This window comes from Pseudomonas sp. B21-028, assembly GCF_024749045.1.
Taxonomy (GTDB): Bacteria; Pseudomonadota; Gammaproteobacteria; order Pseudomonadales; family Pseudomonadaceae; genus Aquipseudomonas.
The window spans coordinates 5,239,575-5,262,652 of the sequence record NZ_CP087184.1; the positions used below are offsets into that span (position 1 = coordinate 5,239,575).

The window sequence follows — 23,078 nt, forward strand, 5'->3', positions numbered from 1 at the left end:
TTGCTCCCACGGCCTCATGAGCGCTGCTTCGCCGGGTCGGCCGCGGCCAGCGAACTATCGGCCAGACTGTCCGGCGTGCAGCGCAGGTCGCCGATCATCAACACATCGCCTTCGTCGCTGGCGGTTTCCGGGTCGAGGCGGAAGCGGCAGAACAACTCGTTGCCATAACGCACTTCCAGGGTCGGGGACGCGGCATTCATCTCCATGGAGAAGAATCCGTCCGCCTCGCTGACCCCGCGGCTGGCGTGGTTGATCACGTGATGGCCCTTGAGCGGCTGCCCCTGTTCGTCCAGCAGGCGCCCGAGCACGGTCACGGTTTTCAACACGTTGACCTTGCGATAGTCCACGCCGCCCTTGTTCAGGTGATAACGGGTGCGTGCCGGCTCGATACTCGCCGCCGGTGGATGCACGCCCTCGAAGTCGAAGGTCACCATGCTGTTGCGGTAGGCGGTGATCGGCACAAAGTTACGGCCCGGATGCAAGATGGTGCTGCCGCCGGTCAGGTCGTCGGCGCGCAGGACGATGTTGTCCAGCTCGGTTTCCACATCGACGATCATTCCGGCGCCACGGCCCTGGGGCACACCCGTGAAGACGGCTTTCTGGCCGCCGACAGCCACGGTGCTGCTCAGGTTCAGGCCGCCGGTGAGGTTGTCGTTATAGGAGGAGCGCTGGACGAAACCGTCGCCGTAGAGCGACTCGGTGCTGAAGCTGGCGATGCCGGACAGGCCCACGCCATAGGTGTCGGCCAGCGCCGTGCCGGAGACGTTTTGCAGTACGTGATCCTGGAGGTCGCGACGGTAGGTCAGTGACGCGTTGTTGTCCCGGTCACCTTCGCGGGAGGTGCGGGTGCCGATGCTGCCCGACCAGTATTCGCCCGGCCCGCCCAAGGCCACGCTGACGCTCAGGTCCACGCCGCGATTGCGACGGTCGCTGGTGCTCGAGGTACCGGGGCGATCGAACAGCGACAACCGCCAGTTGGCATCGCTGCCACGCAACTTGCCGCGCTGGGTCCAGCCCAGGTCCAGGCCCGTGCCCTGGACATTGCCTTCGCTATAGGCCAGCCGTCCGTTGACGGAGGACTTGTTGCTCAAGCGATGATTGACCGACAGCGACGAGTTGCTGGTCTGGCCGACGAACACGTTGCGTTGCCGGATGCGGGTGCCGTCCGGCAGGGTCTCGTAGGTGTTGCGGGTGTCCAGCCAACTGCGGTTGTGGCTGGCGACGAGGCTGCCGTGGCCGTAGCTGTACAGGGCTTGCATGTCCATGCCGTTGCCGTACTGCTCGGTGTGGTAGACGTTGGCGTACAGGCTGGTGTGGGAGGCCAGCGTCCAGTCTATCGACGTGCCGACTTGCAGCTTGTCCTGCACCTGGCGTGTGGAACCGCCGACGATCACCCGTGGGTGCAGCAGGTAGTTGAGGCCAATCCCCGCCGTCGTGAACCCGGAGGGTTGGTCTTCCCAGTTGCTCCAGAGCCGGGTTTCGCGACCGGCGAACAGGTTGTAGCGCCAGCGCTCCTCGGTACTGTTCCAATTGTTCGGCTTGTACACCAGTTCCTGGCTGGTGGCGGTGGTTTGTCCGTCCTCGATCAGCCGCACTTCCACTTCGTAGATACCGCCGGGCAATGGGCGGGTGTCCAGGCTTTGCAAGCCTGCGCTGACGGCCTGGGTATTGATCAGCAGGCCACTGCGATAAATCTCCACCGAAGCCTGACGGCTCGCGGTGACGTAGATGGGGTAGACGCTGGGCTTGGGATTCTCGATCACCAGGCTGTCGGAGCTGCCGTACATCACGCCCAATGCGGTGTCCGGGTTGGCACCGAACGAACGGATCTGGCGGTTCAAGCCATCGGAGCTGGGGGTGAAATAACCCAGGCGGAAAAAATGGCCTTCCAACTCGCGTTGGGTAAAGAGTTCATGGACGGCGTGGTAGACCTTGTCGTCAGGCCCGCCCAGGCGAGAAAGCTGAAGGTCCAGGGACTGGCTCCAGTTACCCACGCTGGAACTGGCGTTGAGGCCATAGCGCCCACCGGTGTCCTGTTCCTGGCCACCATTGATATTGAGTTGGTTATTGAAGATCAGGCCGAGGCTGCCGCCCTGGGGCTGATCGTGATAACGCAGGGCTTCGGTACCGCGCTCGACATCCCGGGTGAGGATCGACACCAGTGAGTTTTCAAGGCTGTAGTGCACGGCAAGCAGTCCGGCGGTGCAGTTCTTTTCACAGGCGCCTAGCAGTTGTCCTTGCTTGAGCGTCTGCTCCCATTGGTCCCGCTCGGCGGCTTTGATCGTGCTGTCGTGGGTATCGGTGAACTCAAGCAGGGTAATGCGATCATCCCGCGTCAAGACCACCATGGCTTCACCGAGATACTGTTGATTGAGTTCAATACGAACCGCCAAGGGCACATCGAAGAAGTGGGCTTCAAACTCCGCCGGCAGGCCCTTGGCCTGGGACAGCAGGCTTGTCGGTGTAGTACCGGGGGCAGTCGGCGCGGCCAATGCACTCGCGCAAAACAACAGCGCGAGCGCACCCGCGATGGGTGTCATCGGTAACATCAACGGACTCTCATAATCAGCGAGCTTTCGGGTGTTTCAGGTTCAGGCCGACCGGCTGGGGAGAACCGGCCGGCCTGCTGCCAGCGAGGTGAGGCTCACCGGACAACGAATAGCCTTACGGGCGCGGCACGGCGTCGAAGATGACGGTCATGTCGGCGGTGTACACGCCATTCTGGGTCGCAAGCGGCTTGGCCGGGGTGATGGTCATCTCGGCCTGGGTACCTGGAGTGGAGGTTGCATCGTCCACCACCTCCTGGGACTGGGCGGTCAGTGTGACGCCGTTGAAGGAGGTGGTCAGGGCGATGGCATCGCTACCGTTGTACAGCGAAGCCGGGCCGCCTTCGATGTAGGCATTGACCGAACCGTCGGTGTTCTTCACGTCGTAGGTCTGACGCAGCGAAGTCAGGGTGCCGTTGACCGTGTTGTAGGTCATGGTCTCGTCCTTACCCCAGTTCCCGTCGCGTGGCTGCACATGGAACTGCATGGTCGGGATATTCGCGGTGATGTGGATCGCCGAACGTGCATCATCGGCAGCGAAGGCCAGCGAAGAACTCAGGGCCGCAGCGGTCAGGGAAGCGGCGGTTACGATTTTCATGAGCATTGTTAACACCTGTTCATAGCAATAAAGAGAGAAGGGCCGAAGTTGCACACCAATACAGCTTGGCGTGCTCCTTCAACGCCGGTGCATGATCGTCGCTCTTTAATTAAAAATAAGCAGGAAAGTTCGCAGAGTCATGTAGTAAATCACGCATGCGAAACAACGAAAAATACGCGATTTTCGATAAAGCGTGACTTTGAATGTAAGAGACTTCCGACATTCTCACTAGTTGCGGTTAAAACACCCAGACGCCCATCCGGTTTCGTCCCGCACCCATAAGTTATTCAGGTAAGGTCTTGTTTCATTTCAAGTATGACGCAACCGAGATATATCTTTTAACAAAGATATATCTATAGTCGATGATATATCTGAAGTCAAAGATATATCTCGGTTCTATTTATGCAGAACAGAGAGCAGATAGATGACAGTTCCTTATTCCTCTCCCATTCGCGAACAAGACTATCGCGATGGCTTCGAACGGCGCCCGCCCGGTCGTGAGCGCGGTGGGCGCGGTCCACGGGTGTTCGCCGCCGGCGACCTGAAGTTGCTGCTGTTGGCACTGATCGCCGAAAAGCCTTGTCACGGTTATGAACTGATTCGCCAGATCGAGGCCATGTTCGACGGCGCCTACACCCCGAGTCCCGGCGTGATCTACCCCACCCTGACCCACCTGGAAATGAGTAAGATGGTCAGCGGGGACGCCGAGGGCGGGAAAAAATGCTACAGCGCAACCGATGCCGGACGCCTGTTCCTTCACGACCAGGCCGAGGCGCTGGAGGGCGTGCGGATGCGCATTGAAGCCAGCAAGCGCATCCTGCGCGAGCAGGATCGACCGGCTGAAATCCACGAAGCGGTGGGTAACCTGCGTCGTGCCCTGCAGAGGCACCAGGACCGCTGGAGCCCGGAAGAAATCCTGCGGATACGCGACCTGCTCAACGACACCGCCAAAGCCATCATTGACGGCCCCACCCGTCCACCTGTTTCGGAGTCAAGCGATGACTGAAATCGATCCAAGCACCATTCACCGTGTCAGCCACGAGATCAAGCGCCGTCGCCTGCAAGTGCTGCGGGTGGTGGACCTGACACCGCGCATGCGCCGCATCACCGTCGGCGGGCCGGAACTGACCGGGTTCGTCAGCCTGGGCACGGATGATCACGTGAAACTGTTTTTCCCCCAGAACGCCGAGGAACGGGCCGCCCTGGAGACCTTCGACCCCAGCGCCGGAAAGGCCCAGGGTTCTCTGCCGCAAATGCGCGACTACACCCCACGCCGCTACGACCTGGAGACCCTGGAACTGGACCTCGATTTCGTGCTCCATGGCGACGGCCCCGCCTCGACCTGGGCGGCCCAGGCCGAGCCTGGACAATCCCTTCACATCGGCGGGCCACGGGGCTCGATGATCGTGCCGGACATCTTCGACAGCTACCTGCTGATCGGCGACGAAACCGCCCTGCCCGCCATCGCCCGCCGCCTCGAAGGCCTGGCGCCCAACCGCCGGGCGCTGGTGGTCGTGGAGGTGGAAAACGGTGCCGAACAGCAGGTTCTGCAAAGCCCGGCCCAGGTCCACGTGATCTGGGTGCTGCGCGAAGGTCGCCAGGACAGCCTGCTGACCACCGTGCGCCAACTGGAAGTGCCTGGCGGCAAGCTGTACGCCTGGGTCGCCACCGAAAGCAAGGTGGCGCGGCAGATTCGCAAGGTGTTGCTGGAAGAGAAAGGGTTGGATCAGGACTTTGTGAAGGCGGTGGGCTACTGGAAGGCGGATGATAACGAGGAGGAGTAATCCTCTGACAAACCCGGCCTGCCAGGGCAAGGCAGATTCATCTGTGGCAAGGCAGATTCATCTGTGGCGAGGGGATTTATCCCCGCTGGGCTGCGTAGCAGCCCTGAACCCAGCCAACTCGGGGTGTCAGGCAGATTGAGACTACAGTGATGGGGCTGCTTCGCAGCCCAACGGGGATAAATCCCCTCGCCACAGATGCCCTCCTGCCACAGAATTATCGTTGCCGTTACTACTTACTGAACCAGGTATTCCATGCTTTTCCTGATCGCCTACATCGCCAGCGTCGTGCTGATCAATTTCGCCTTTTCCGCCGCACCGCACCTGGACATCATCTGGTCGGCCTGGGGTGGCCTGGTGTTTATCCTGCGGGACATGGTGCAGACCCGGTTCGGCCATGGCGCCATCGCGGCGATGCTGGCGGCGCTGGTGTTGTCCTACGTTACTTCGGACCCGACCATCGCCCTGGCCAGCGCCACAGCGTTTGCGGTGTCCGAGTGCATCGACTGGCTGGTGTTCACGATCACCAAGCGTCCGCTGCATGATCGGTTGTGGATCAGCTCGGCGCTGAGCATTCCCCTCGACACCTTCATTTTCTTCGGCCTGATCGACGCCCTGACCCCACCCGTGGTGATCACCGCCCTGGCCTCGAAATTCGCCGGGGTCACCGCCGTCTGGCTGATCATGGCCTGGCGTTTGCGCAAACAGGCCGTCGCCGGCTGAAGCCAAACCCCGTGGTTCATGTAAAATGCCGCGCTTTCTCCCTATGGGAAGCTCGCCCGGCGCGCAACCCTCGATGATCCGCTCCTGTTTGAGGACCTTCAGATGACCCGTATCGGAACTCCCTTGTCGCCCACCGCGACCCGCGTTTTGTTGTGTGGCAGCGGCGAACTGGGCAAGGAAGTGGTAATCGAATTGCAGCGCCTGGGCGTGGAAGTGATCGCCGTGGATCGCTACGCCAACGCGCCGGCCATGCAAGTGGCCCATCGCAGCCATGTGATCAACATGCTCGACGGCGCCGCCCTGCGTGCGGTGATCGAGGCCGAGAAACCGCACTTCATCGTGCCGGAAATCGAAGCCATCGCCACCGCCACCCTGGTGGAACTGGAAGCCGAAGGCTTCACCGTGATCCCCACCGCCCGCGCCGCGCAGCTGACCATGAACCGCGAAGGCATCCGCCGCCTGGCCGCCGAAGAGCTGGGCTTGCCGACCTCGCCGTACTTCTTCGCCGACACCGTGGAAGACTACCGCAAGGCCGTTGAAACCCTCGGTTTCCCGTGCGTGGTCAAGCCGGTGATGAGCTCGTCGGGCAAAGGCCAGAGCCTGCTGCGCGGCAGCGACGACGTGCAGAAAGCCTGGGACTACGCCCAGGAAGGCGGCCGCGCCGGCAAGGGCCGGGTGATCATTGAGGGCTTTATCGACTTCGACTACGAAATCACCTTGCTGACCGTGCGTCATATCGGCGGCACCACCTTCTGCGCGCCGGTCGGTCACCGCCAGGAGAAAGGCGATTACCAGGAATCCTGGCAGCCCCAGGCCATGAGCCCGGCGGCACTGGCCGAATCCGAGCGCGTCGCCAAGGCCGTGACCGAGGCCCTCGGCGGACGTGGGATGTTCGGCGTCGAGCTGTTCATCAAGGGCGATCAGGTGTGGTTCAGCGAAGTCTCTCCGCGCCCACACGACACCGGGCTGGTAACGCTGATTTCCCAGGACCTGTCGCAGTTCGCCCTGCACGCCCGCGCCATCCTCGGCCTGCCGATCCCGCTGATCCGTCAGTTCGGCCCGTCGGCGTCGGCGGTGATCCTGGTGGAAGGCCAGTCAACCCAGACCGCTTTCGCCAACCTGGGCGTCGCCCTGAGCGAGCCGGACACCGCGCTGCGTCTGTTTGGCAAACCGGAGGTCAACGGCCAACGCCGCCTGGGCGTGGCCCTGGCCCGCGACGAATCCATCGAAGCCGCCCGCGCCAAGGCGACCCGGGCTTCGCAGGCGGTGAAGATCGAACTCTAAGGCTGCGCAAAGCCCCTGTGGCGAGGGGATTTATCCCCGCTCCCATTACTGTGGATTAAATTTGTCTGACCCATCGGGTCGGCTGGGTTTGGGGCTGCTTCGCAGCCCAGCGGGGATAAATCCCCTCGCCACAGATAATGTCCTTCCACAGATGAATCTCTTGTCACAGAACAGTGTGGCAATGAAAAAGGCGACACCCGCAAGGGCGTCGCCTTTTTCATGAGCGCCGGTCAGGCTTAATCCGGCAGTTTGTACGCGATCACATAGTCACCTTGCTTGGTGCCCAGGGAACCATGACCGCCAGCAACGACCAGCACGTATTGCTTGCCGTCCTTGCCGGTGTAGGTCATCGGCGTGGTCTGGGCGCCAGCGGGCAGGCGGCCTTCCCACAGTTGCTTGCCGTTTTTCACGTCATAGGCACGCAGGTACTGGTCGAGGGTGCCGCTCAGGAACGCCACGCCACCGGCGGTGGTGAACGTGCCGCCCAGGCTCGGTACGCCCATGCTCAGCGGGATCGGCACCGGCGAGCTGTCACGCACGGTGCCGTTCTTGTGTTTCCACAGGGTCTTGTTGTTGGTCAGGTCGACTGCGGCCACATAGCCCCAGGCCGGTGCCTGGCAGGGCAGGCCCATGGGCGACAGCAGCGCTTCGAGGATCACGCCATAGGGCGCGCCCTTGTTCGGCTGCACGCCTTCGGTTTCGCTCTTGCGACCCGGACCACCGGCCACTTCGGCCGCCGGTACCAGCTTCGACTTGAACGCCATGTAGCTCGGGTTGACGAAGGCGATCTGGCGCACCGGGTCAACCGAGATACCGCCCCAGTCGAATACCCCGAAGTTACCCGGGTAAACGATGGAACCCTGCAGCGACGGCGGCGTGAACATGCCGTCATAGCGCAGCGACTTGAAGTCGATCCGGCAGAGCATCTGGTCGAATGGCGTCACGCCCCACATGTCGCGTTCCTTGAGGACCGGCGGCACGAAGTTCAGGTCGGACATCGGCTGGGTCGGCGAGGTGTGGTCGCCTTCCACCGCACCTTGCGGCACCGGGATCTCCTTGATCGGGATGATCGGCTGGCCGTTGCTGCGGTCCAGCACGTAGATGCTGCCCTGTTTGGTCGAAGCCAGTACGGCCGGCTTCACGCCGTCGGCGGTCTTCATGTCCATCAGGGTCGGTTGACCGCCGACGTCCATGTCCCACAGGTCGTGATGGGTGAACTGGAAGTACCAGCGCACCTTGCCGGTGGCGATGTCCAGCGCGGTCAGGCCGGCGGAGTATTTTTCCGATTCCGGGGTACGCAGGCCACCGAACTGGTCGGGAGTCTGGTTGCCCATCGGCAGGTAGAGCATGCCGAGTTTTTCATCGACGCTGAACATGGACCACATGTTCGGCGAATTGCGGGTGTAGGTCTGGCCCTCGGCAATCGGCGTGGTGTCGTCCGGGTTGCCGCTGTCCCAGTTCCATACCAGTTTGCCGGTGTGCACGTCGTAAGCGCGGATGACGCCACTTGGCTCGTCAGTGGAAACGTTGTCGGTGACGTGGCCGCCGATCACCACCAGGTTCTGGGTGACGGCCGGAGGCGAGGTGGAGTAGTACCCCCCCGCGGTGAAGCCACCGATGTTGGCGGTCAGGTCGACCTGGCCTTTATCCCCGAAGTCTTCGCACATCTTGCCGGTGTCGGCGTTGAGGGCGATCAGACGGGTGTCGGCGGTCGGCAGGAAGATCCGGCGCGGGCACACGGTGCTGGCCGGCGTGGTGCTGGCAGTACCGGTGGGGCTCTGCTCGGCAGAGGCGTACACGGCGTCATCGTGATAGCTCACGCCACGGCAGGTCATGTGGGCCCAACCCTTGAAGTTTTCCGCCTTCTGCGTGGAAAGCTTCGGATCGAAACGCCAGATTTCCTTGCCGGTTTCAGGCTCCAGGGCAATCACCTGACTGTGGGGCGTGCACACGTAGAGCATGCCGTTGACTTTCAACGGGGTGTTTTCAGCGGTCGTCTCGCCCGGGTCGTTCGGCCCCGGCAGGTCGCCGGTGCGATAGGTCCAGGCCGGAACCAGCTTGCTGACGTTCTGCGGCGTGATCTGCGCCAGCGGCGAATAACGGTCGCCATGGGCGCTGCGGCCATAGGAGTTCCAGTCGCCGTCGGGCATTGCCGGTGCGGTGTTGGCCATGCCCGCGACGTTGTCGCGGTCCAACTGCCCCTTGATTTCACCCGGGTTGGTGAACTGGCTGGCAAGCGCCGCGACACCGGCGATGACCACGGCGGCGCCCAATGCGCGGGTGCCCATGGGAGATGCGTCGGCCGTCAGCAGCGGACGGCGGAACCATGGCAACAACATGACGATGCCCAGGGCGAACAGCATCGCCAGGCGCGGTACCAGTTGCCACCAATCCAGGCCCACTTCCCACAAGGCCCATACCGTACTGGCGAACAGCACCAGCGCGTACAGGCCCAGGGCCGCACCGCGGGCCATGATCAGCAGCACGCCGGTCAGTGCCAGGCCGATCCCGGCCAGCAGGTAATACCACGAACCGCCAAGCGTGCTCAGCTTGACCCCGCCGGCCAACAGGGCCAGGCCCATCAATAGAAGCAGAATGCCGAGCAGACTCGGTAGCAGACGGCCTCGATTCGAAGCACCTTCAGTGCTCATAGTGTGATTCTCCGTGATATTTAAGGAGTCCCGCGCAAGTAATCACTGTAGATGACGATCCTGTGCAGGCATGGTTCAGTAAAAAGCTGATCAGTTAGTAGCAAGCCCTTGTGGGAGCGAGCCTGCTCGCGATGGCGGCGTCACCTTCAACAAGCGTGTTGGCTGATCCGCCGCCATCGCGAGCAGGCTCGCTCCCACATGGGACTGCAGGGCAAGACAGCGCTATCTTCCAAGATTCTGGTACGTCAGAAGAACCGTTTCAGCAAGCGGCGCAAGAATAATGTCCCGCTCCCGATAGAGAAAGCGCTTTTACCGACATGAATCTTTTCGAATCCGGTAACAGTGTTGCCACTAGACTTCCAACCCATGGGCACCTCGGCTAAGGTGCGCGCCTATTCCCTTCACGCAAATACCTCCATGACCGAACAGCACAACAACCCCCTGCACGGCGTGACGCTGGAGCAAATCCTCAACGCCCTGGTGCAGCACTACGAATGGTCGGGCCTGGCCGAACGCATCGATATCCGTTGCTTCAAGAGCGACCCGAGCATCAAATCGAGCCTGACTTTCCTGCGCAAGACCCCGTGGGCGCGGGAGAAAGTCGAGCGGCTGTATATCAAGCTGATGCGTACCAAGCGGCCGGTCTGAATCATGAACCTTCGACAGCGCTTCGTATCGGTGGCGGCGCTGCTGGGCTGGGCGGGATTGAGCATCCAGCTGTATTTGGTTCTGTTGGGGCGCTGGGAACTGGGTGCGAGCCTGCTGGGCGGCCTGGTGAATGTCTTCAGCTTCTTCACCGTGCTGACCAACACCCTGGTGGCCGTGGTGTTGACCTGCGAAGTGACCCGCCGCGAATCGGCCGCCCGGCGCTGGTTCCTGCGGCCCGCCGTCAGCAGCGGAATCGCCGTGAGCATCGCCCTGGTCGGCCTGGCTTATAACCTGCTGCTGCGCCATCTCTGGCAACCCGAAGGCTGGCAGTTCGTGGCCGACGAGTTGCTACACGACGTGATGCCACTGCTGTTCATCGCCTATTGGTGGCGGTGCGTGCCCAAAGGCACCCTGCGCCTGTGGCATATCGGGCTCTGGGTGATTTACCCCGTGGTGTATTTCGCCCATGTCCTGTTGCGGGGGAGTTTCCTGGGGGCGTACCCCTACCCTTTCATCGACGTGGCAAACTTGGGTTATCCACAGGTGTTCATCAACGCCGGGGGGATATTGCTGGGGTTTGTCGGGATTGCGCTGGGGATGGTGGGGTTGGATCGGTGGATGGGGCAACGGCATTAGAAGACTGCTACTGCCTCTGTGGCTACCGCCCCTGTGGCGAGGGGATTTATCCCCGCTGGGCTGCATAGCAGCCCCATCACTGTGAACTCAATCTGCCTGACTCACCGAGTCGCCTGATCTTGGGGCTGCTGTGCAGCCCAGCGGGGATGAATCCCCTCGCCACAGGGGACTTGTACTCAAGACCTTCCCGGCAACATCCACACCAACCCACTGACCTTCGCCCGCTCATGACACAAGGCCAATACGCTACGCCGTTCATCGTTGTCCATGCTGCGCCAACGGGTGATCTCGGACACGGTGCGCTGGCAGCCGGTGCAGACGTCGTCATCGTCCAGCGAGCAAATGTTCACGCAGGGCGAGGGCACCGGGCGTTCGGCGTTGTTCATGATTCCTGCTCGGCCAGGTCGCGGGCGTAGCGCTGCGCGTTGTGGACGTAATGCGCCGCACTGGCCTCGAGCATTTTCTTCTGCGCCTCGGTCAATTCCCGCACGACCTTGCCAGGCGAGCCCATCACCAGCGAACCGTCGGGGATTTCCTTGTTTTCGCCGATCAGCGCGTTGGCGCCAATGATGCAGTTCTTGCCGATCTTCGCGCCGTTGAGAATCACTGCATTGATGCCGATGAGGCTGTAATCCCCCACCGTGCAACCGTGGAGCATGGCGTTATGGCCAATGGTCACGCCAGTGCCGATGGTCAGTGGGAAGCCCATGTCGGTGTGCATCACCGTGCCGTCCTGCACGTTGCTGTCCTTGCCGATCAGGATCAACTCGTTATCGCCGCGCAGCACGGCGTTGAACCAGACGCTGGCGCCTTCTTCGAGGCGGACCTTGCCCACCAGCGTGGCGTTGGGCGCGACCCAGCTCTGTGGGTGGGTTTCGACACGGGCATCGCCCAGGCGGTATTTCATGAGGATCCTCGGGCTCAGGTATTGATGAAGCTTCTGGGTGGTTTGTGCAGGTCGGTGCCGGCGTCGAACAGCAGGTTCACCAGCTCGACGATCATGATCGCCGTCAGGCCCCAGATCTTGTACTCGCCAAAACGGTAGCTGGGCACGTACCAACTGCAGCCCTGGTAATCGATGCGATGGGTGTGTTCGCGGGGATCCTTGCGGAAAAACTCCAGCGGTACATTGAATACCGCGGCGATCTCGGCATCGTTGGCGTGATACTCGACGAAATCCGGAATCACCCCGACATAAGGCGTGACCTTGATGCCATGCAGCGAAATCAACGGGCTGAGAGGGCCGATCACTTCCACCAGACCGGGGGGCAAGCCGATTTCCTCTTCGGCTTCACGCAGGGCGGTGAACACCAGGTCCGGGTCCTCCGGGTCGCGCCGCCCACCGGGGAAAGCCACTTCGCCGCCATGGGTCGAGAGCCCGCTGGCGCGCAAGGTCAGTACCAGCTCCGGCTCGTCACTGCGGGTGATCGGCACCAGTACCGCGGCTTCAGGGAAACGTCGGTCGGCCTGCAGGTCACGCGGGATATGGTTGCTTACTCGATGCAGTAGCTCGTCCAGCATGAGACTTCTCGATTTATTCGCTACCTTGCATCATGCACCAATCGTTCAAGCGGCCCAACCCCCGGACGGCGACGTGTCGCGAAACGACAACTTGCCGACACCCGTCCCGCACGCCAAGATAGGCGCAGCATTCAGGAACCCAAGCATGAAATTCTGCAGCCAGTGCGGTAACCCGGTGACCCAGCGCATACCCGAAGGCGACTCGCGCCTGCGCTTTGTCTGCGACACCTGCCACACCATCCACTACCAGAACCCCAACATCGTGGCCGGTTGCGTACCGACCTGGGGCAGCAAAGTCCTGCTGTGCCGACGCGCCATCGAGCCGCGACGCGGTTACTGGACACTGCCGGCGGGCTTCATGGAAAACGGTGAAACCATCGAACAGGCCGCCGAGCGCGAAACCGCCGAGGAAGCCTGCGCCCGGGTGCGAAATTTAAGCATCTATACGTTGATCGACGTACCGCACATCAGCCAGGTCCATGTATTCTTCCGCGCCGAGCTGGTGGACGAGGATTTCGCCGCCGGACCCGAGAGCCTGGAAGTGAAGCTGTTCGAAGAAGCGGACATTCCCTGGGACGAACTGGCTTTTCGTACGGTGGGCCGGACCCTGGAATATTTTTATGCTGACCGACGCACCGAGCATTACCCGGTGCGATCCGAATCGATCCCGCCGCTGGCTCAGCCTGCCAGGACCTGAAAAACCATATCGTCACGACGCCCCTAGGGATATTTCAATGCGCTGGTTGCTTGTGCTGTTCTGCTTGTCGTTCGCTGCTGTGTCCCAGGCTTCTGCGGTGGGAGCATACGACGGCAAGCCCATCGAAAAGGTGCTGGTACTCAAGTCCGCCCATCAGTTGCAATTGATCAGCGACGGCAAACCGCTCAAGACCTATCGTATATCCCTCGGCAGGGGCGCCAAGAAAGGCCCCAAGCTGATCGAAGGCGACAAGCGCACCCCTGAAGGTTTCTACTGGATCGACTGGCGCAAGGTCAGTGACCGTTTCAACCTGTCGATGCACATCTCCTACCCCAACATCAGCGATGCTGCCCGCGCCCGACGCGAAGGCGTGGACCCTGGGGGCATGATCATGATCCACGGCACACCGGACAGCGAAGAAAACCCTGAACAGCTGTTCCACACCCTGGACTGGACCAATGGCTGCATTGCCATGCGCAATGTGGACATGCGCGAAGTCTGGAACCTGGTGCCGGATGGCACGATGATCGAGATCCGGCCGTAGCGTCTGTCTCTTATGCGGCAAGCGCTTGTTGAGGCATGGAAGCCTTGTTGCGACATGAGGGCTTTTGTGGCGAGGGGATTCATCCCCGTTGGGCTGCGCAGCGGCCCTAAAGCCAAACAACCCGGTGCGTCAGGCAGATTGAGTCGCTTGCTTTGGGGCCGCTGCGCGCCCCAGCGGGGATAAATCCCCTCGCCACAGGGGGTCCACACATCTGTGAACACCTCCCTGTGGGAGCGAGCCTGCTCGCGATGGCGCCGGTCCTTACGCCATCAAGCCCGTAGCTCCACCCGATCCAGCGCCTTGTCCGCCAACAGCGCGCCCAACTCAATCATCTGCGCCACCCCCAGCGCCACATGCCGCCGCGAGCCGTCAAGATCGAAGGCCAGGTCGCTGAGCATGGCATTGGCCGAAGCCAGGGTTTCGCTGAGGTTGGCTAGCAGGACTTCGGTGTCGACGCTGTCTGCCACGATGAACAGCTGCGATGTGGGTTCGGGGGCTGGGTCGCTGTCGTCAGGCTTGAGGTAGTAGTCCAGCGCACGGTCGCCGGCCTCCTGGAGTTTTTCGGGGACGTAGTCACCGTAGGGGAAGGTGGAGGTGGGTTTTGGAGGGTTTGGGGTTTCTTTGATCATGTGCAGCTCCTGATTCGGTGGAGCTACCAACCTTCTGCGGTCAAACAAAAAGTGGCAGCTGTACGCGGGTTGACCGACCGGGAATCAGGAATCCGGCACGTCCGAAGACGTCCCACGCACAGCCGCCGCGACACGATACCTCAGACGAAAGAAAAACGCCTGAACTAGGTCTTGGAACGCTGGCGCGTCTAGATTCTCGGACGGTCAAATCCGGTCGCTGAATTGGCAGCGACACCCACAGGCTAGAGCCACCGTTTCCGAGGGACAACCTTAAAAACTTGTCGGAAACTTCGGTGCGTCTGACAGACCGCGCGATAGATCGCTGATGATTTCAATCGCCTGCAAATGCCAGTAGGTGTGTATATCCATTTCTTCGGTAACGGCCACTAAGGGTTCCGCCCTTACGGCGGGTCACTTTTGGAAGAGCGCCAAAAGTAACCAAAAGCGCTTTGCCCCACCACTGGGCACCTCGCCAAGGCGAGGTGTTCCCTCACTCCGGCGTTGCTCCGTGGGCCCGCCGCGAAGGGCCATCCATGGCCCAGCGCGGCTAATCCGGCATCCATGCCGGATTGCCCACTACGCAACGCCTGCGTTCGGCCCTTGTGGTTTACGGGGCGTCTAAGATCAAGATCAAAAGCAAAAGCAAAAGCAAAAGCGAGGCGGCCTAGTGGCCGGCCTGACTTTTCCGGCTGTACCTGAATCCACTTGTGGGAGCAAAGCTTGCTCGCGAAGGCGACCTATCTTTTTCCGCTGTCCCCGATCAATTGTGGGAGCGAGCCTGCTCGCGATAGCGGTGGGCCAGTTTGAAAAGTGCTGCATGAACCGACGCCATCGCGAGCAGGCTCGCTCCCACAGGGGAACGCGTGCGCTCAAAAAGCAGGTCGGCGGCAAGGCCGCCTTGCTTTTGCTTTTGCTTTGCTTTGCTTTGCTTTTGCTTTTGATCTTCACGCCCCGTTAACCACGCTGGCCGAACGCAGGTATTGCGTAGTGGGCAACCCGGCATGGATGCCGGGTTAGCCGCTCTGGGCCATGGATGGCCCTTCGCGGCGGGCCCACGGAGCAATGCCGGAGTGAGGGCACACCGAGCCTAGGCGAGGTGCCGAGTGGTGGGGCACAGACCTTTGGTTACTTTGGGGCGTTTGCCAAAGTAACCCGCCGTAAGGGCGGAATCACCAGTGGCCGTTACCGCAGCAACGGATATACACACCACACCTCAACCCAACCGCCGGTCGGCATAAAAAATAAATCCAACCAGCCCCCATCACCAAAGCGCAAATACCACTTCCCCCAAAGCCCCCCTTAGCAGCTACGGTCCTCTTCCACCAAAACGACCAAAAATAATACCACTTGAAATCCACTCCCAAAAATCCCCCCGACAATCCCAGAAACCCAAAGGCCATCCACATTGACGTGGTATTCAAGTGGTATTAATTTCCACCCCATCACCGAGCGACAACACCCCAACAACCGCATCGGACACCCCATGAACGACATCCAGGCCCTACGCCCCGACGACACCCAAGCCACACCGCTGTACCTGCAACTGGCCCGCAACCTGGAAGCCGCGATCCACGCCGGCCAATGGAAAGCCGAACAAGCCATGCCGTCCGAACGCAGCTTGAGCGAACAACTCGGCATTTCCCGGGTCACCGCCCGCAAGGCACTGGAAGTGTTGTTCGAACAAGGCCTGATCCGCCGCAACCAAGGCTCGGGCACGTTCATCACCCCGCGCCTGGAACAACCGCTGTCACGCCTCAGCGGCTTCAGCGAAATGCTGCGGCTCAAGGGTTTCGTGCCCGGTTCCCAGTGGCTCGAACGGGAGATCACCCCGCCGACCCACGAAGAGCTGATCCGCCTGGGCCTGTCGCCCACCGACAAGGTCGCGCGGCTCAAGCGCCTGCGCAAGGCCGACGACACGGTCATGGCCATCGAGATGAGCACCCTGCCCGCCGCCATCATCCCCAAGCCCCAGGCCATTGGCGCTTCGCTCTACGAATTTCTCGACAGCATCGGCAAACCGGTGGTGCGCGCCCTGCAGCACATCCAGGCGATCAATGCCTCGGACGAGTTCGCCGCCCTGGTGGGCATCGCCCCGGGCACCGCCATGTTGCTGATGACCCGGGTCGGCTACCTGGAGGACAACACGCCCATCGAAGTCACCGACACCTATTGCCGCAACGATTACTACGACTTTGTCGCCGAGCTCCGGCGCTAGCGCTGCCTCCCCAGACATCAGAGACTGCCCATGTCCGAAGACAACATCCTCACCGCCCATGGCTGGGTTCGCGGCCGCCTGATCCACGCCCACGGCAAGGTCGTGTCCGTCGAAGGCCAGCCTTGCGATCCGGCCGACAACGACCTGCCCTACCTGCTGCCCGGCTTCATCGACCTGCATGTCCACGGCGGTGGCGGCAAGGACATCATGGAAGGCGCCCCGGCGTTCGACACCATTGCCCGCACCCATGTGCGCTTTGGCACCACGTCGCTGCTGGCGACCACCATGACCGCACCGGGCGAAGAGATCACCCGTGTGCTCAAGGCCCTGGGCGAGTTCTGTGAACAACGGCGCAGCGGCAGCGCCCGGATGCTCGGCGTGCATCTGGAAGGCCCCTACATCAACCCCGGCAAACTCGGCGCGCAACCGAACTTCGCTCACACCGCGTTGATGGTCGAAGTGGAGGCCTATCTGGCCCTGGCGCCGATCCGGGTGATCACTATCGCCCCGGAGATCGCCGGCCACGATGAGCTGATCCGCGCCCTCAGCGCCCGAGGCGTGCGTATGCAGATCGGCCACACCCTGGGCAGCTACGAAGAAGGCGTCGCCGCGCTGGCCGCCGGCGCCAGCAGTTTCACCCATCTGTACAACGCCATGAGCCCGCTGCATCACCGCGAGCCGGGGATTGTCGGCGCGGCGCTGGCCCACGCCCGCTATGCCGAGCTGATCCCGGACCTGCTGCATGTGCACCCCGGCGCCATGCGCGTGGCCTTGCGCTCGATCCCGTGCCTGTATTGCGTCACCGATTCCACCGCCGCCGCGGGCATGCCCGACGGCGAGTACAAGCTGGGCAGCCACACCGTGACCAAATGCCTGGGCGGCGTGCGGCTGGCCGATGGCACCCTGGCCGGCAGCACCCTGACCATGGACCAGGCCTTGCGCAACCTGGTGAAAATCGGCCTGCCCATCGCTGAAGCCTCGCAGCGCCTCTCCCAGTTTCCCGCCGACTACCTCGGCCTGCCCGAGCGCGGACGCCTGCAACCCGGTGCCTGGGCCGACTGCGTGCGCTTTGACCGTTCCCTGACCCTGACCGACGTGATGGTCGAAGGAGAAGCCATTGACTTCCAAAATGCTTGAAGAAGCCCTCGCCGCCTGCGAAGCCGTCGAACGCCAGTTGCAGCAACTGGACCCGGCCCTGCAGGAAATCGCCGGACGCCTGCGCCGTCAGCCGCCGCAAGTGGCGATGACCATTGCCCGTGGCAGTTCCGACCACGCCGCCAGCTACTTCGCCTACCTGACCATGCAGCAACTGGGTTTGCCGGTGGCGTCGTTGCCGATGTCGGTGGTGACCATGCAGCAAGCGCCGCTCAAGGTCAGCGGCCAGGTAGCATTCGGTTTTTCCCAGTCGGGACAGAGCCCGGACCTGGTGAACAGCCTGCGCCTGTTGCGCAAGCGCGGGGCCTTGAGCGTGGCCTTGGTCAACGCGCTCGACTCGCCCCTGGAAGCTGCCTGTGAGTTCAGCGTGCCGCTGTGCGCCGGTGTCGAAAGCAGCGTCGCCGCCACCAAGAGTTTCATCGCCACCCTCAGCGCCAGCGCACGGTTGGTGGCCCACTGGAAAGACGACGCTGAATTGCTGGAAGCCGGCAGCGCCCTGCCCGAAGGCTTGCGCGAGGCCGCCCGCCAGGATTGGAGCGCCGCCGTCGAGGCCCTGCGCACTTGCCAGCGGTTGATGGTGATCGGCCGTGGCGCCGGGTTCGCCATCGCCCAGGAAGCGGCGCTCAAGTTCAAGGAAACCTCGGCGATCCAGGCCGAAGCTTTCAGCAGCGCCGAGGTGCGCCACGGGCCGATGGCGCTGATCGATGAGAACTACCCACTGCTGGTCTTCGCCCCTCGCGGTGCCGAGCAGGCCGGCGTGTTGAGCCTGGCCGCCGACATGCGTCAGCGCGGCGCCCGGGTCTTACTGGCGGCGCCCGATGACATCGCCGAACGCGACCTGACCCTGACCCGCGCCGAACACCCGGCCCTGGACCCGATCCTGGCGATCCAGAGCTTTTACGGGATGGCCGCCCAGCTCTCCGTGGCCCGCGGCCTGAACCCCGACCAACCGCGGCACCTGAGCAAAGTCACCCGTACGCACTGACTAACGAAGCCTGATGAGAGCGCGCCATGCCCAACAATAATAAAGAGTTGACCCTCAGCGCCCCGCTCAGCGGCCCGGTGCTCACCCTCGCCAACGTGCCGGACGCCGTGTTCGCCAGCGGCGCCATGGGCGACGGGATCGCCATCGATCCGCTGAACGACACCCTCTACGCGCCCTGTGACGGCGAAGTGATCCATGTCGCCCGCACCAACCACGCCGTGACCCTGCGGGCCGACAATGGCGCCGAACTGCTGCTGCACCTGGGGCTGGACACCGTCGAGCTGCGTGGCGACGGGTTTTCCATGCTGGTCAAGGAAGGCGCACGGGTCAGCAACGGCCAGCCCTTGCTGCGTTATGACGTGGACAAAGTGGCGCGGCACTGCAAGAGCCTGGTCAGCCTGTTGGTCATCACCAACGGTGAGCATTTCCAGGCGCGCCCCGTCACCCTCAAGGGCGTAAAGGTCGGCGAGCCGCTGCTGCATATCGTCGCCGTGGCGACCGGCTCGTCAACGGACGAACATCAGGACGTCGGCATCGAGGTCTTCGGCCAGATCCGCATCGCCCATCGCGGCGGTCTGCACGCGCGGCCGGCGGCATTGATACGCCAGACCGCCCAGAGCTTCAAGAGTCGCTCGCAGCTGCATTTCGGCGGCAAGTCGGCCTCCTGCGACAGCCTGATGGGGATGATGGGCCTTGCAATCACCGAGCAGGCAGAAGTGCAGGTGAGCTGCCGTGGCAACGATGCCGAAGCGGCGCTGCAAGCGTTACTGACAACCTTGTCCACCGCTCTCTCCGAAGAACCCCACGCCGCAGCGCCTGTGCTCAAACCACATGGCCGTCCAGCCGAAGACGGCGTGCTGCACGGCGTGTGCGCCGCCCCGGGACTGGTGGCCGGACCGCTGGTTCGGCTGAATGGCATTCAGTTGCCGGAGGATGCGGGCGGCCAAGACGTCGAGGATCAGCGCCAGCAACTGAGCCATGCCCTGGCCCACGTCAGCCGTGACATCCACCTGACCCTGGACAACGCCAGGGCCCGGCGTAACCACGACGAAGAAGCGATTTTCAGCGCCCATCTGGCGCTGCTGGAAGACCCGATCCTGCTGGACGCCGCCCACCTCTGCATCGATCAGGGCAGCGCCGCTACCCACGCCTGGAGCCAGTCCATCGACGTGCAATGCCGGGTGCTGGAGCAATTGGGCAGCACGCTGCTGGCCGAGCGCGCCAACGACCTGCGTGACCTGCGCCAGCGGGTCCTGCGGGCACTGCTGGGGGAAGCCTGGCAATTCGACGTGCCGGCGGACGCGATTGTCGCCGCCCAGGAACTGACCCCGTCGGACCTGCTGCAACTCAGCGCCCAAGGCGTGGCCGGCGTGTGCATGGCCGAGGGTGGCGCCACTTCCCACGTGGCTATCCTGGCCCGAGGCAAAGGTATCCCGTGCCTGGTGGCGCTGGGCGCTGCATTGTTGGAACAGGAACAAGGCCAGTCAGTGGTACTGGACGCCGACGAAGGCCGTCTCGAACTGCGACCCACCGCCGAGCGCCTGACCCAGGTGCAACAGGCTCACGCCCAGCGAGCCGCCCGTCGCGCTCAACAACACGCCCTCGCCCACACACCGGCCCGAACCGTTGACGGGGTGACTGTCGAAGTGGCGGCCAACGTCGCCTCCAGCGCCGACGCGGCCGAGGCCCTGGCTAACGGCGCCGACGGCGTGGGACTGTTGCGCACCGAATTCCTCTTCGTCGACCGCCACACAGCCCCGGACGAAGCAGAACAGCGCCAAAGCTATCAAGCCGTGCTCGACGCCATGGGCGACAAGCCGGTGATCATCCGCACCATCGATGTCGGCGGCGACAAACAACTGGACTACCTGCCGCTGCCAAGCGAAGCCAACCCGGTGCTGGGCCTGCGGGGTATTCGCCTGGCCCAGGTGCGCCCGGAGTTGCTCGACCAGCAATTGCGAGCCTTGCTGCAAACCCGTCCGCTGCACCGCTGCCGGATCCTGTTGCCGATGGTCACCGAAGTCGACGAACTGCTGCACATCCGCCGACGCCTGGATGCCTTGGCCAACGAGTTGGGCCTGAGCGAACGTCCGCAACTGGGGGTGATGATCGAAGTGCCGGCGGCCGCCTTGCTGGCCGAACAACTGGCCGAGCACGCGGATTTCCTGTCCATCGGCACCAACGACCTCTCACAGTACACCCTCGCCATGGACCGCGACCACGCCGGCCTCGCCGCCCGGGTCGATGCCCTGCACCCGGCACTGCTGCGGCTGATCGCCCAGGCCTGCGCCGGCGCGGCCCGGCATCGGCGCTGGATCGGCGTGTGCGGCGCCCTGGCCTCCGATCCGTTGGCGACCCCGGTGCTGGTGGGGCTGGGCGTGCGCGAACTGTCGGTCAGCCCGGCGCAGATCGGCGAGATCAAGGCGCGAGTGCGCGACCTCGATACCGTCAAGTGCGCCTGTCTCAGCGCCGAATTGCTGAATCTGGGCAGTGCCGCTGCGGTGCGCCAGGCCTGTCATCAACACTGGCCCCTGGGCTGAGTACGTCGAAGAACAATAAGGGAGAACCGCCATGTACCAGCATTTCATCGAAGGACTGCAACGTCTCGGCCGGGCACTGATGCTGCCCATCGCGATCCTGCCGATCGCCGGCCTGTTGCTGCGCCTGGGCGACACCGATCTTTTGAACATCGCCATCATCCACGATGCCGGGCAAGCGATCTTCGCCAACCTGGCGATGATCTTCGCCATCGGCATCGCCGTGGGTTTCGCCCGGGACAATAACGGTACGGCGGGGTTGGCCGGGGCCATCGGCTACCTGGTGATGATCGCCACGCTGAAGGTGCTCGACGCCAGCATCAACATGGGCATGCTCGCCGGGATCATCAGCGGCCTGCTCGCGGGGGCACTGTACAACCGATTCAAGGACATCAAGCTGCCGGAGTACCTGGCGTTCTTTGGCGGCCGGCGCTTCGTGCCGATCGTCACCGGCTTCAGCGCTGTGGGCCTGGGGCTGGTGTTCGGCCTGATCTGGCCGCCGATCCAGCAAGGCATCAACAGCTTCGGCGCGCTGTTGATGGAAAGCGGCAGCCTGGGTGCATTCGTGTTCGGGGTGTTCAACCGACTGCTGATCGTCACCGGCCTGCACCATATCCTCAACAACATGGCCTGGTTCATCTTCGGCAGCTTCACCGACCCGCACACCGGTGCGGTGGTGACCGGCGACCTGACCCGCTATTTTGCCGGCGACCCCAACGGCGGCCAGTTCATGACCGGCATGTTCCCGGTGATGCTCTTCGGCCTGCCCGCCGCCTGCCTGGCGATGTACCGCAACGCCCTGCCCCAGCGGCGCAAAGTCATGGGCGGGATCCTGTTGTCCATGGCGCTGACCTCGTTTCTCACCGGGGTCACCGAGCCGGTGGAGTTCGCCTTCATGTTCCTCGCGCCGTTGCTGTTCCTGTTGCATGCCTTGCTCACCGGGCTGTCGATGGCCATCACCGACTGGCTGAACATTCGCCTGGGCTTTACCTTCTCCGGCGGCTTCATCGACATGGTCCTGGGCTGGGGCAAATCGAACAACGGCTGGCTGGTGGTGCCGGTGGGCCTGGCCTACGCGGTGATCTACTACACCGTGTTCGACTTCTGCATCCGCCGCTTCGACCTGAAGACTCCCGGTCGTGAAGACGTCCCGACCGCCGACAAACCGGTGATTGCCCAGAATGAGCGAGCCGGGGCCTACATCGCGGCACTCGGCGGCGCCGGCAACCTGATCACCGTCGGCGCCTGCACTACGCGGCTGCGACTGGACATGGTCGATCGCAGCAAGGCCTCCGATGCCCAACTCAAGGCCTTGGGCGCCATGGCCGTGGTGCGTCCCGGCAACGGCGGCAGCCTGCAGGTGGTGGTGGGGCCAATGGCCGACAGCATTGCCGATGAAATCCGCCTGGCCTTGCCAGTGACCGGCTCAGTCGACAGGCCGGAGTGTGAACCGGTGCAGGTCGAGTCAGCCACCCTCAGCACCGAACAGGTCGGCCAATGGCTGGACGCACTGGGCGGCAAGGACAATGTGCTGGCCTTGGAATGCGTCGCCCAGACGCGGCTGCGGGTGCAGCTCGAAGATGCCCGGCGGTTATCCGAGGCGGATCTGAAAGTGCTGGGCTGCCAGGGTGTCAGCCAGATGGACGGCGGCATCTGGCATGTGCTGGTGGGTGATCGGGCCGGTGCAATGAGTGACGCGCTGAGGGCAACGCTGAACCATCGGAACACCTGTGCGAACCCCCTCTAGCGGCGTCCGCTGGAGTAGCTTGTTACAAAATTGGATCCAAAAAGACAGCTGACAAACCCGCCGTCGCCTATTCTCTGGACTCACGCGGTGGACCGAGGCGCGCCCCAGCGGCGCCCTCCTGCCGCAATCGATCACCCACCCTGTCAGATCGAAGAATAGGCAGTCATGACGTATGTGATTC

20 protein-coding genes are annotated in these 23,078 nt (G+C 62.8%); 13 read left to right on the forward strand and 7 right to left on the reverse strand.

Going from position 1 to position 23,078, the window contains the following annotated elements; all coding sequences use genetic code 11:
* Positions 1 to 14: 14 nt before the first annotated feature.
* Both LOY35_RS22595 and LOY35_RS22600 read right to left on the reverse strand, forming a co-directional pair.
* Positions 15 to 2,549 carry a CS1-pili formation C-terminal domain-containing protein gene (locus LOY35_RS22595; protein ID WP_258627418.1) on the reverse strand — a complete coding sequence of 845 codons (2,535 nt, stop codon included), beginning with the start codon at positions 2,547 to 2,549 and terminating at the stop codon, positions 15 to 17.
* Between the two features lie 115 nt (positions 2,550 to 2,664).
* A complete protein-coding gene (locus tag LOY35_RS22600; protein WP_258627420.1) occupies positions 2,665 to 3,150 on the reverse strand; it encodes a fimbrial protein in 486 nt (161 codons plus the stop codon).
* Positions 3,151 to 3,568: 418 nt separating this feature from the next.
* Here LOY35_RS22600 and LOY35_RS22605 point away from each other — a divergent pair, with 418 nt between their 5' ends.
* The 4 genes from LOY35_RS22605 to purT all read left to right on the forward strand — a co-directional run bounded on the left by LOY35_RS22605 (position 3,569) and on the right by purT (position 6,932).
* Positions 3,569 to 4,150 (forward strand): PadR family transcriptional regulator, encoded by a 582-nt coding sequence (locus tag LOY35_RS22605; RefSeq protein ID WP_258627422.1) that lies wholly within the window; start codon positions 3,569 to 3,571, stop codon positions 4,148 to 4,150.
* Positions 4,143 to 4,928 (forward strand): siderophore-interacting protein, encoded by a 786-nt coding sequence (locus LOY35_RS22610; protein WP_258627425.1) that lies wholly within the window; start codon positions 4,143 to 4,145, stop codon positions 4,926 to 4,928. The genes LOY35_RS22605 and LOY35_RS22610 overlap by 8 nt, the downstream gene beginning before the upstream one ends.
* A gap of 252 nt (positions 4,929 to 5,180) precedes the next feature.
* Complete coding sequence (locus LOY35_RS22615) at positions 5,181 to 5,648, forward strand: preQ0 transporter (protein ID WP_258627430.1); 468 nt, start codon at positions 5,181 to 5,183, stop codon at positions 5,646 to 5,648.
* A 102-nt stretch (positions 5,649 to 5,750) separates the two neighbouring features.
* The gene (purT, locus tag LOY35_RS22620) at positions 5,751 to 6,932 is read left to right on the forward strand and encodes a formate-dependent phosphoribosylglycinamide formyltransferase (protein ID WP_258627433.1); all 1,182 of its coding nucleotides are present in this window, start codon (positions 5,751 to 5,753) and stop codon (positions 6,930 to 6,932) included.
* Between the two features lie 236 nt (positions 6,933 to 7,168).
* Here purT and LOY35_RS22625 read toward each other — a convergent pair whose 3' ends face one another.
* On the reverse strand, positions 7,169 to 9,583 hold the full coding sequence (locus tag LOY35_RS22625; protein WP_258627435.1) for a glucose/quinate/shikimate family membrane-bound PQQ-dependent dehydrogenase: 2,415 nt from the start codon (positions 9,581 to 9,583) through the stop codon (positions 7,169 to 7,171).
* Positions 9,584 to 10,000: 417 nt separating this feature from the next.
* Between LOY35_RS22625 and LOY35_RS22630 the strand changes: the two genes are divergently transcribed.
* Together LOY35_RS22630 and LOY35_RS22635 are read left to right on the forward strand one after the other, a co-directional pair.
* Positions 10,001 to 10,231 carry a VF530 family DNA-binding protein gene (locus LOY35_RS22630; protein ID WP_024780901.1) on the forward strand — a complete coding sequence of 77 codons (231 nt, stop codon included), beginning with the start codon at positions 10,001 to 10,003 and terminating at the stop codon, positions 10,229 to 10,231.
* A gap of 3 nt (positions 10,232 to 10,234) precedes the next feature.
* Positions 10,235 to 10,867 carry a Pr6Pr family membrane protein gene (locus LOY35_RS22635; RefSeq protein ID WP_258627436.1) on the forward strand — a complete coding sequence of 211 codons (633 nt, stop codon included), beginning with the start codon at positions 10,235 to 10,237 and terminating at the stop codon, positions 10,865 to 10,867.
* Positions 10,868 to 11,043: 176 nt separating this feature from the next.
* Here the strand turns inward: LOY35_RS22635 and LOY35_RS22640 are convergent, their stop codons facing one another.
* Genes LOY35_RS22640 through LOY35_RS22650 form a run of 3 tightly spaced genes read right to left on the reverse strand, consistent with a single transcriptional unit; the run spans position 11,044 to position 12,388 of the window.
* A complete protein-coding gene (locus LOY35_RS22640) occupies positions 11,044 to 11,253 on the reverse strand; it encodes a DUF1289 domain-containing protein (protein WP_258627438.1) in 210 nt (69 codons plus the stop codon).
* Positions 11,250 to 11,774: a gamma carbonic anhydrase family protein gene (locus LOY35_RS22645; protein WP_024780898.1), complete on the reverse strand. Its 525-nt coding sequence runs from the start codon at positions 11,772 to 11,774 to the stop codon at positions 11,250 to 11,252. The genes LOY35_RS22640 and LOY35_RS22645 overlap by 4 nt, the downstream gene beginning before the upstream one ends.
* A 14-nt stretch (positions 11,775 to 11,788) precedes the next feature.
* Entirely contained in the window at positions 11,789 to 12,388 is a 600-nt protein-coding gene (locus LOY35_RS22650) for a CoA pyrophosphatase (RefSeq protein WP_258627440.1), read from the reverse strand.
* 145 nt (positions 12,389 to 12,533) lie between these two features.
* Between LOY35_RS22650 and LOY35_RS22655 the strand changes: the two genes are divergently transcribed.
* Together LOY35_RS22655 and LOY35_RS22660 are read left to right on the forward strand one after the other, a co-directional pair.
* Positions 12,534 to 13,085: an NUDIX hydrolase gene (locus LOY35_RS22655; protein ID WP_258627442.1), complete on the forward strand. Its 552-nt coding sequence runs from the start codon at positions 12,534 to 12,536 to the stop codon at positions 13,083 to 13,085.
* A gap of 37 nt (positions 13,086 to 13,122) precedes the next feature.
* A complete protein-coding gene (locus LOY35_RS22660) occupies positions 13,123 to 13,629 on the forward strand; it encodes a murein L,D-transpeptidase family protein (protein ID WP_258627444.1) in 507 nt (168 codons plus the stop codon).
* A 269-nt stretch (positions 13,630 to 13,898) separates the two neighbouring features.
* On the opposite strand, the gene LOY35_RS22665 is transcribed toward LOY35_RS22660, so the two are convergent.
* Positions 13,899 to 14,258 (reverse strand): DUF6124 family protein, encoded by a 360-nt coding sequence (locus LOY35_RS22665; RefSeq protein ID WP_258627446.1) that lies wholly within the window; start codon positions 14,256 to 14,258, stop codon positions 13,899 to 13,901.
* Positions 14,259 to 15,741: 1,483 nt separating this feature from the next.
* On the opposite strand from LOY35_RS22665, the gene LOY35_RS22670 reads away from it, so the two are divergent.
* Genes LOY35_RS22670 through nagE form a run of 5 tightly spaced genes read left to right on the forward strand, consistent with a single transcriptional unit; the run spans position 15,742 to position 22,897 of the window.
* Positions 15,742 to 16,473 (forward strand): GntR family transcriptional regulator, encoded by a 732-nt coding sequence (locus LOY35_RS22670; protein WP_047701283.1) that lies wholly within the window; start codon positions 15,742 to 15,744, stop codon positions 16,471 to 16,473.
* A gap of 30 nt (positions 16,474 to 16,503) precedes the next feature.
* The gene (nagA, locus tag LOY35_RS22675; RefSeq protein WP_258627448.1) at positions 16,504 to 17,610 is read left to right on the forward strand and encodes an N-acetylglucosamine-6-phosphate deacetylase; all 1,107 of its coding nucleotides are present in this window, start codon (positions 16,504 to 16,506) and stop codon (positions 17,608 to 17,610) included.
* On the forward strand, positions 17,591 to 18,613 hold the full coding sequence (locus LOY35_RS22680; protein ID WP_258627455.1) for an SIS domain-containing protein: 1,023 nt from the start codon (positions 17,591 to 17,593) through the stop codon (positions 18,611 to 18,613). Before nagA ends, LOY35_RS22680 begins: the two co-directional genes overlap by 20 nt.
* A 26-nt stretch (positions 18,614 to 18,639) precedes the next feature.
* A complete protein-coding gene (gene ptsP / locus LOY35_RS22685) occupies positions 18,640 to 21,153 on the forward strand; it encodes a phosphoenolpyruvate--protein phosphotransferase (protein WP_258627457.1) in 2,514 nt (837 codons plus the stop codon).
* Positions 21,154 to 21,184: 31 nt separating this feature from the next.
* On the forward strand, positions 21,185 to 22,897 hold the full coding sequence (nagE, locus tag LOY35_RS22690) for an N-acetylglucosamine-specific PTS transporter subunit IIBC (RefSeq protein WP_258627459.1): 1,713 nt from the start codon (positions 21,185 to 21,187) through the stop codon (positions 22,895 to 22,897).
* Positions 22,898 to 23,078 lie beyond the last annotated feature (181 nt).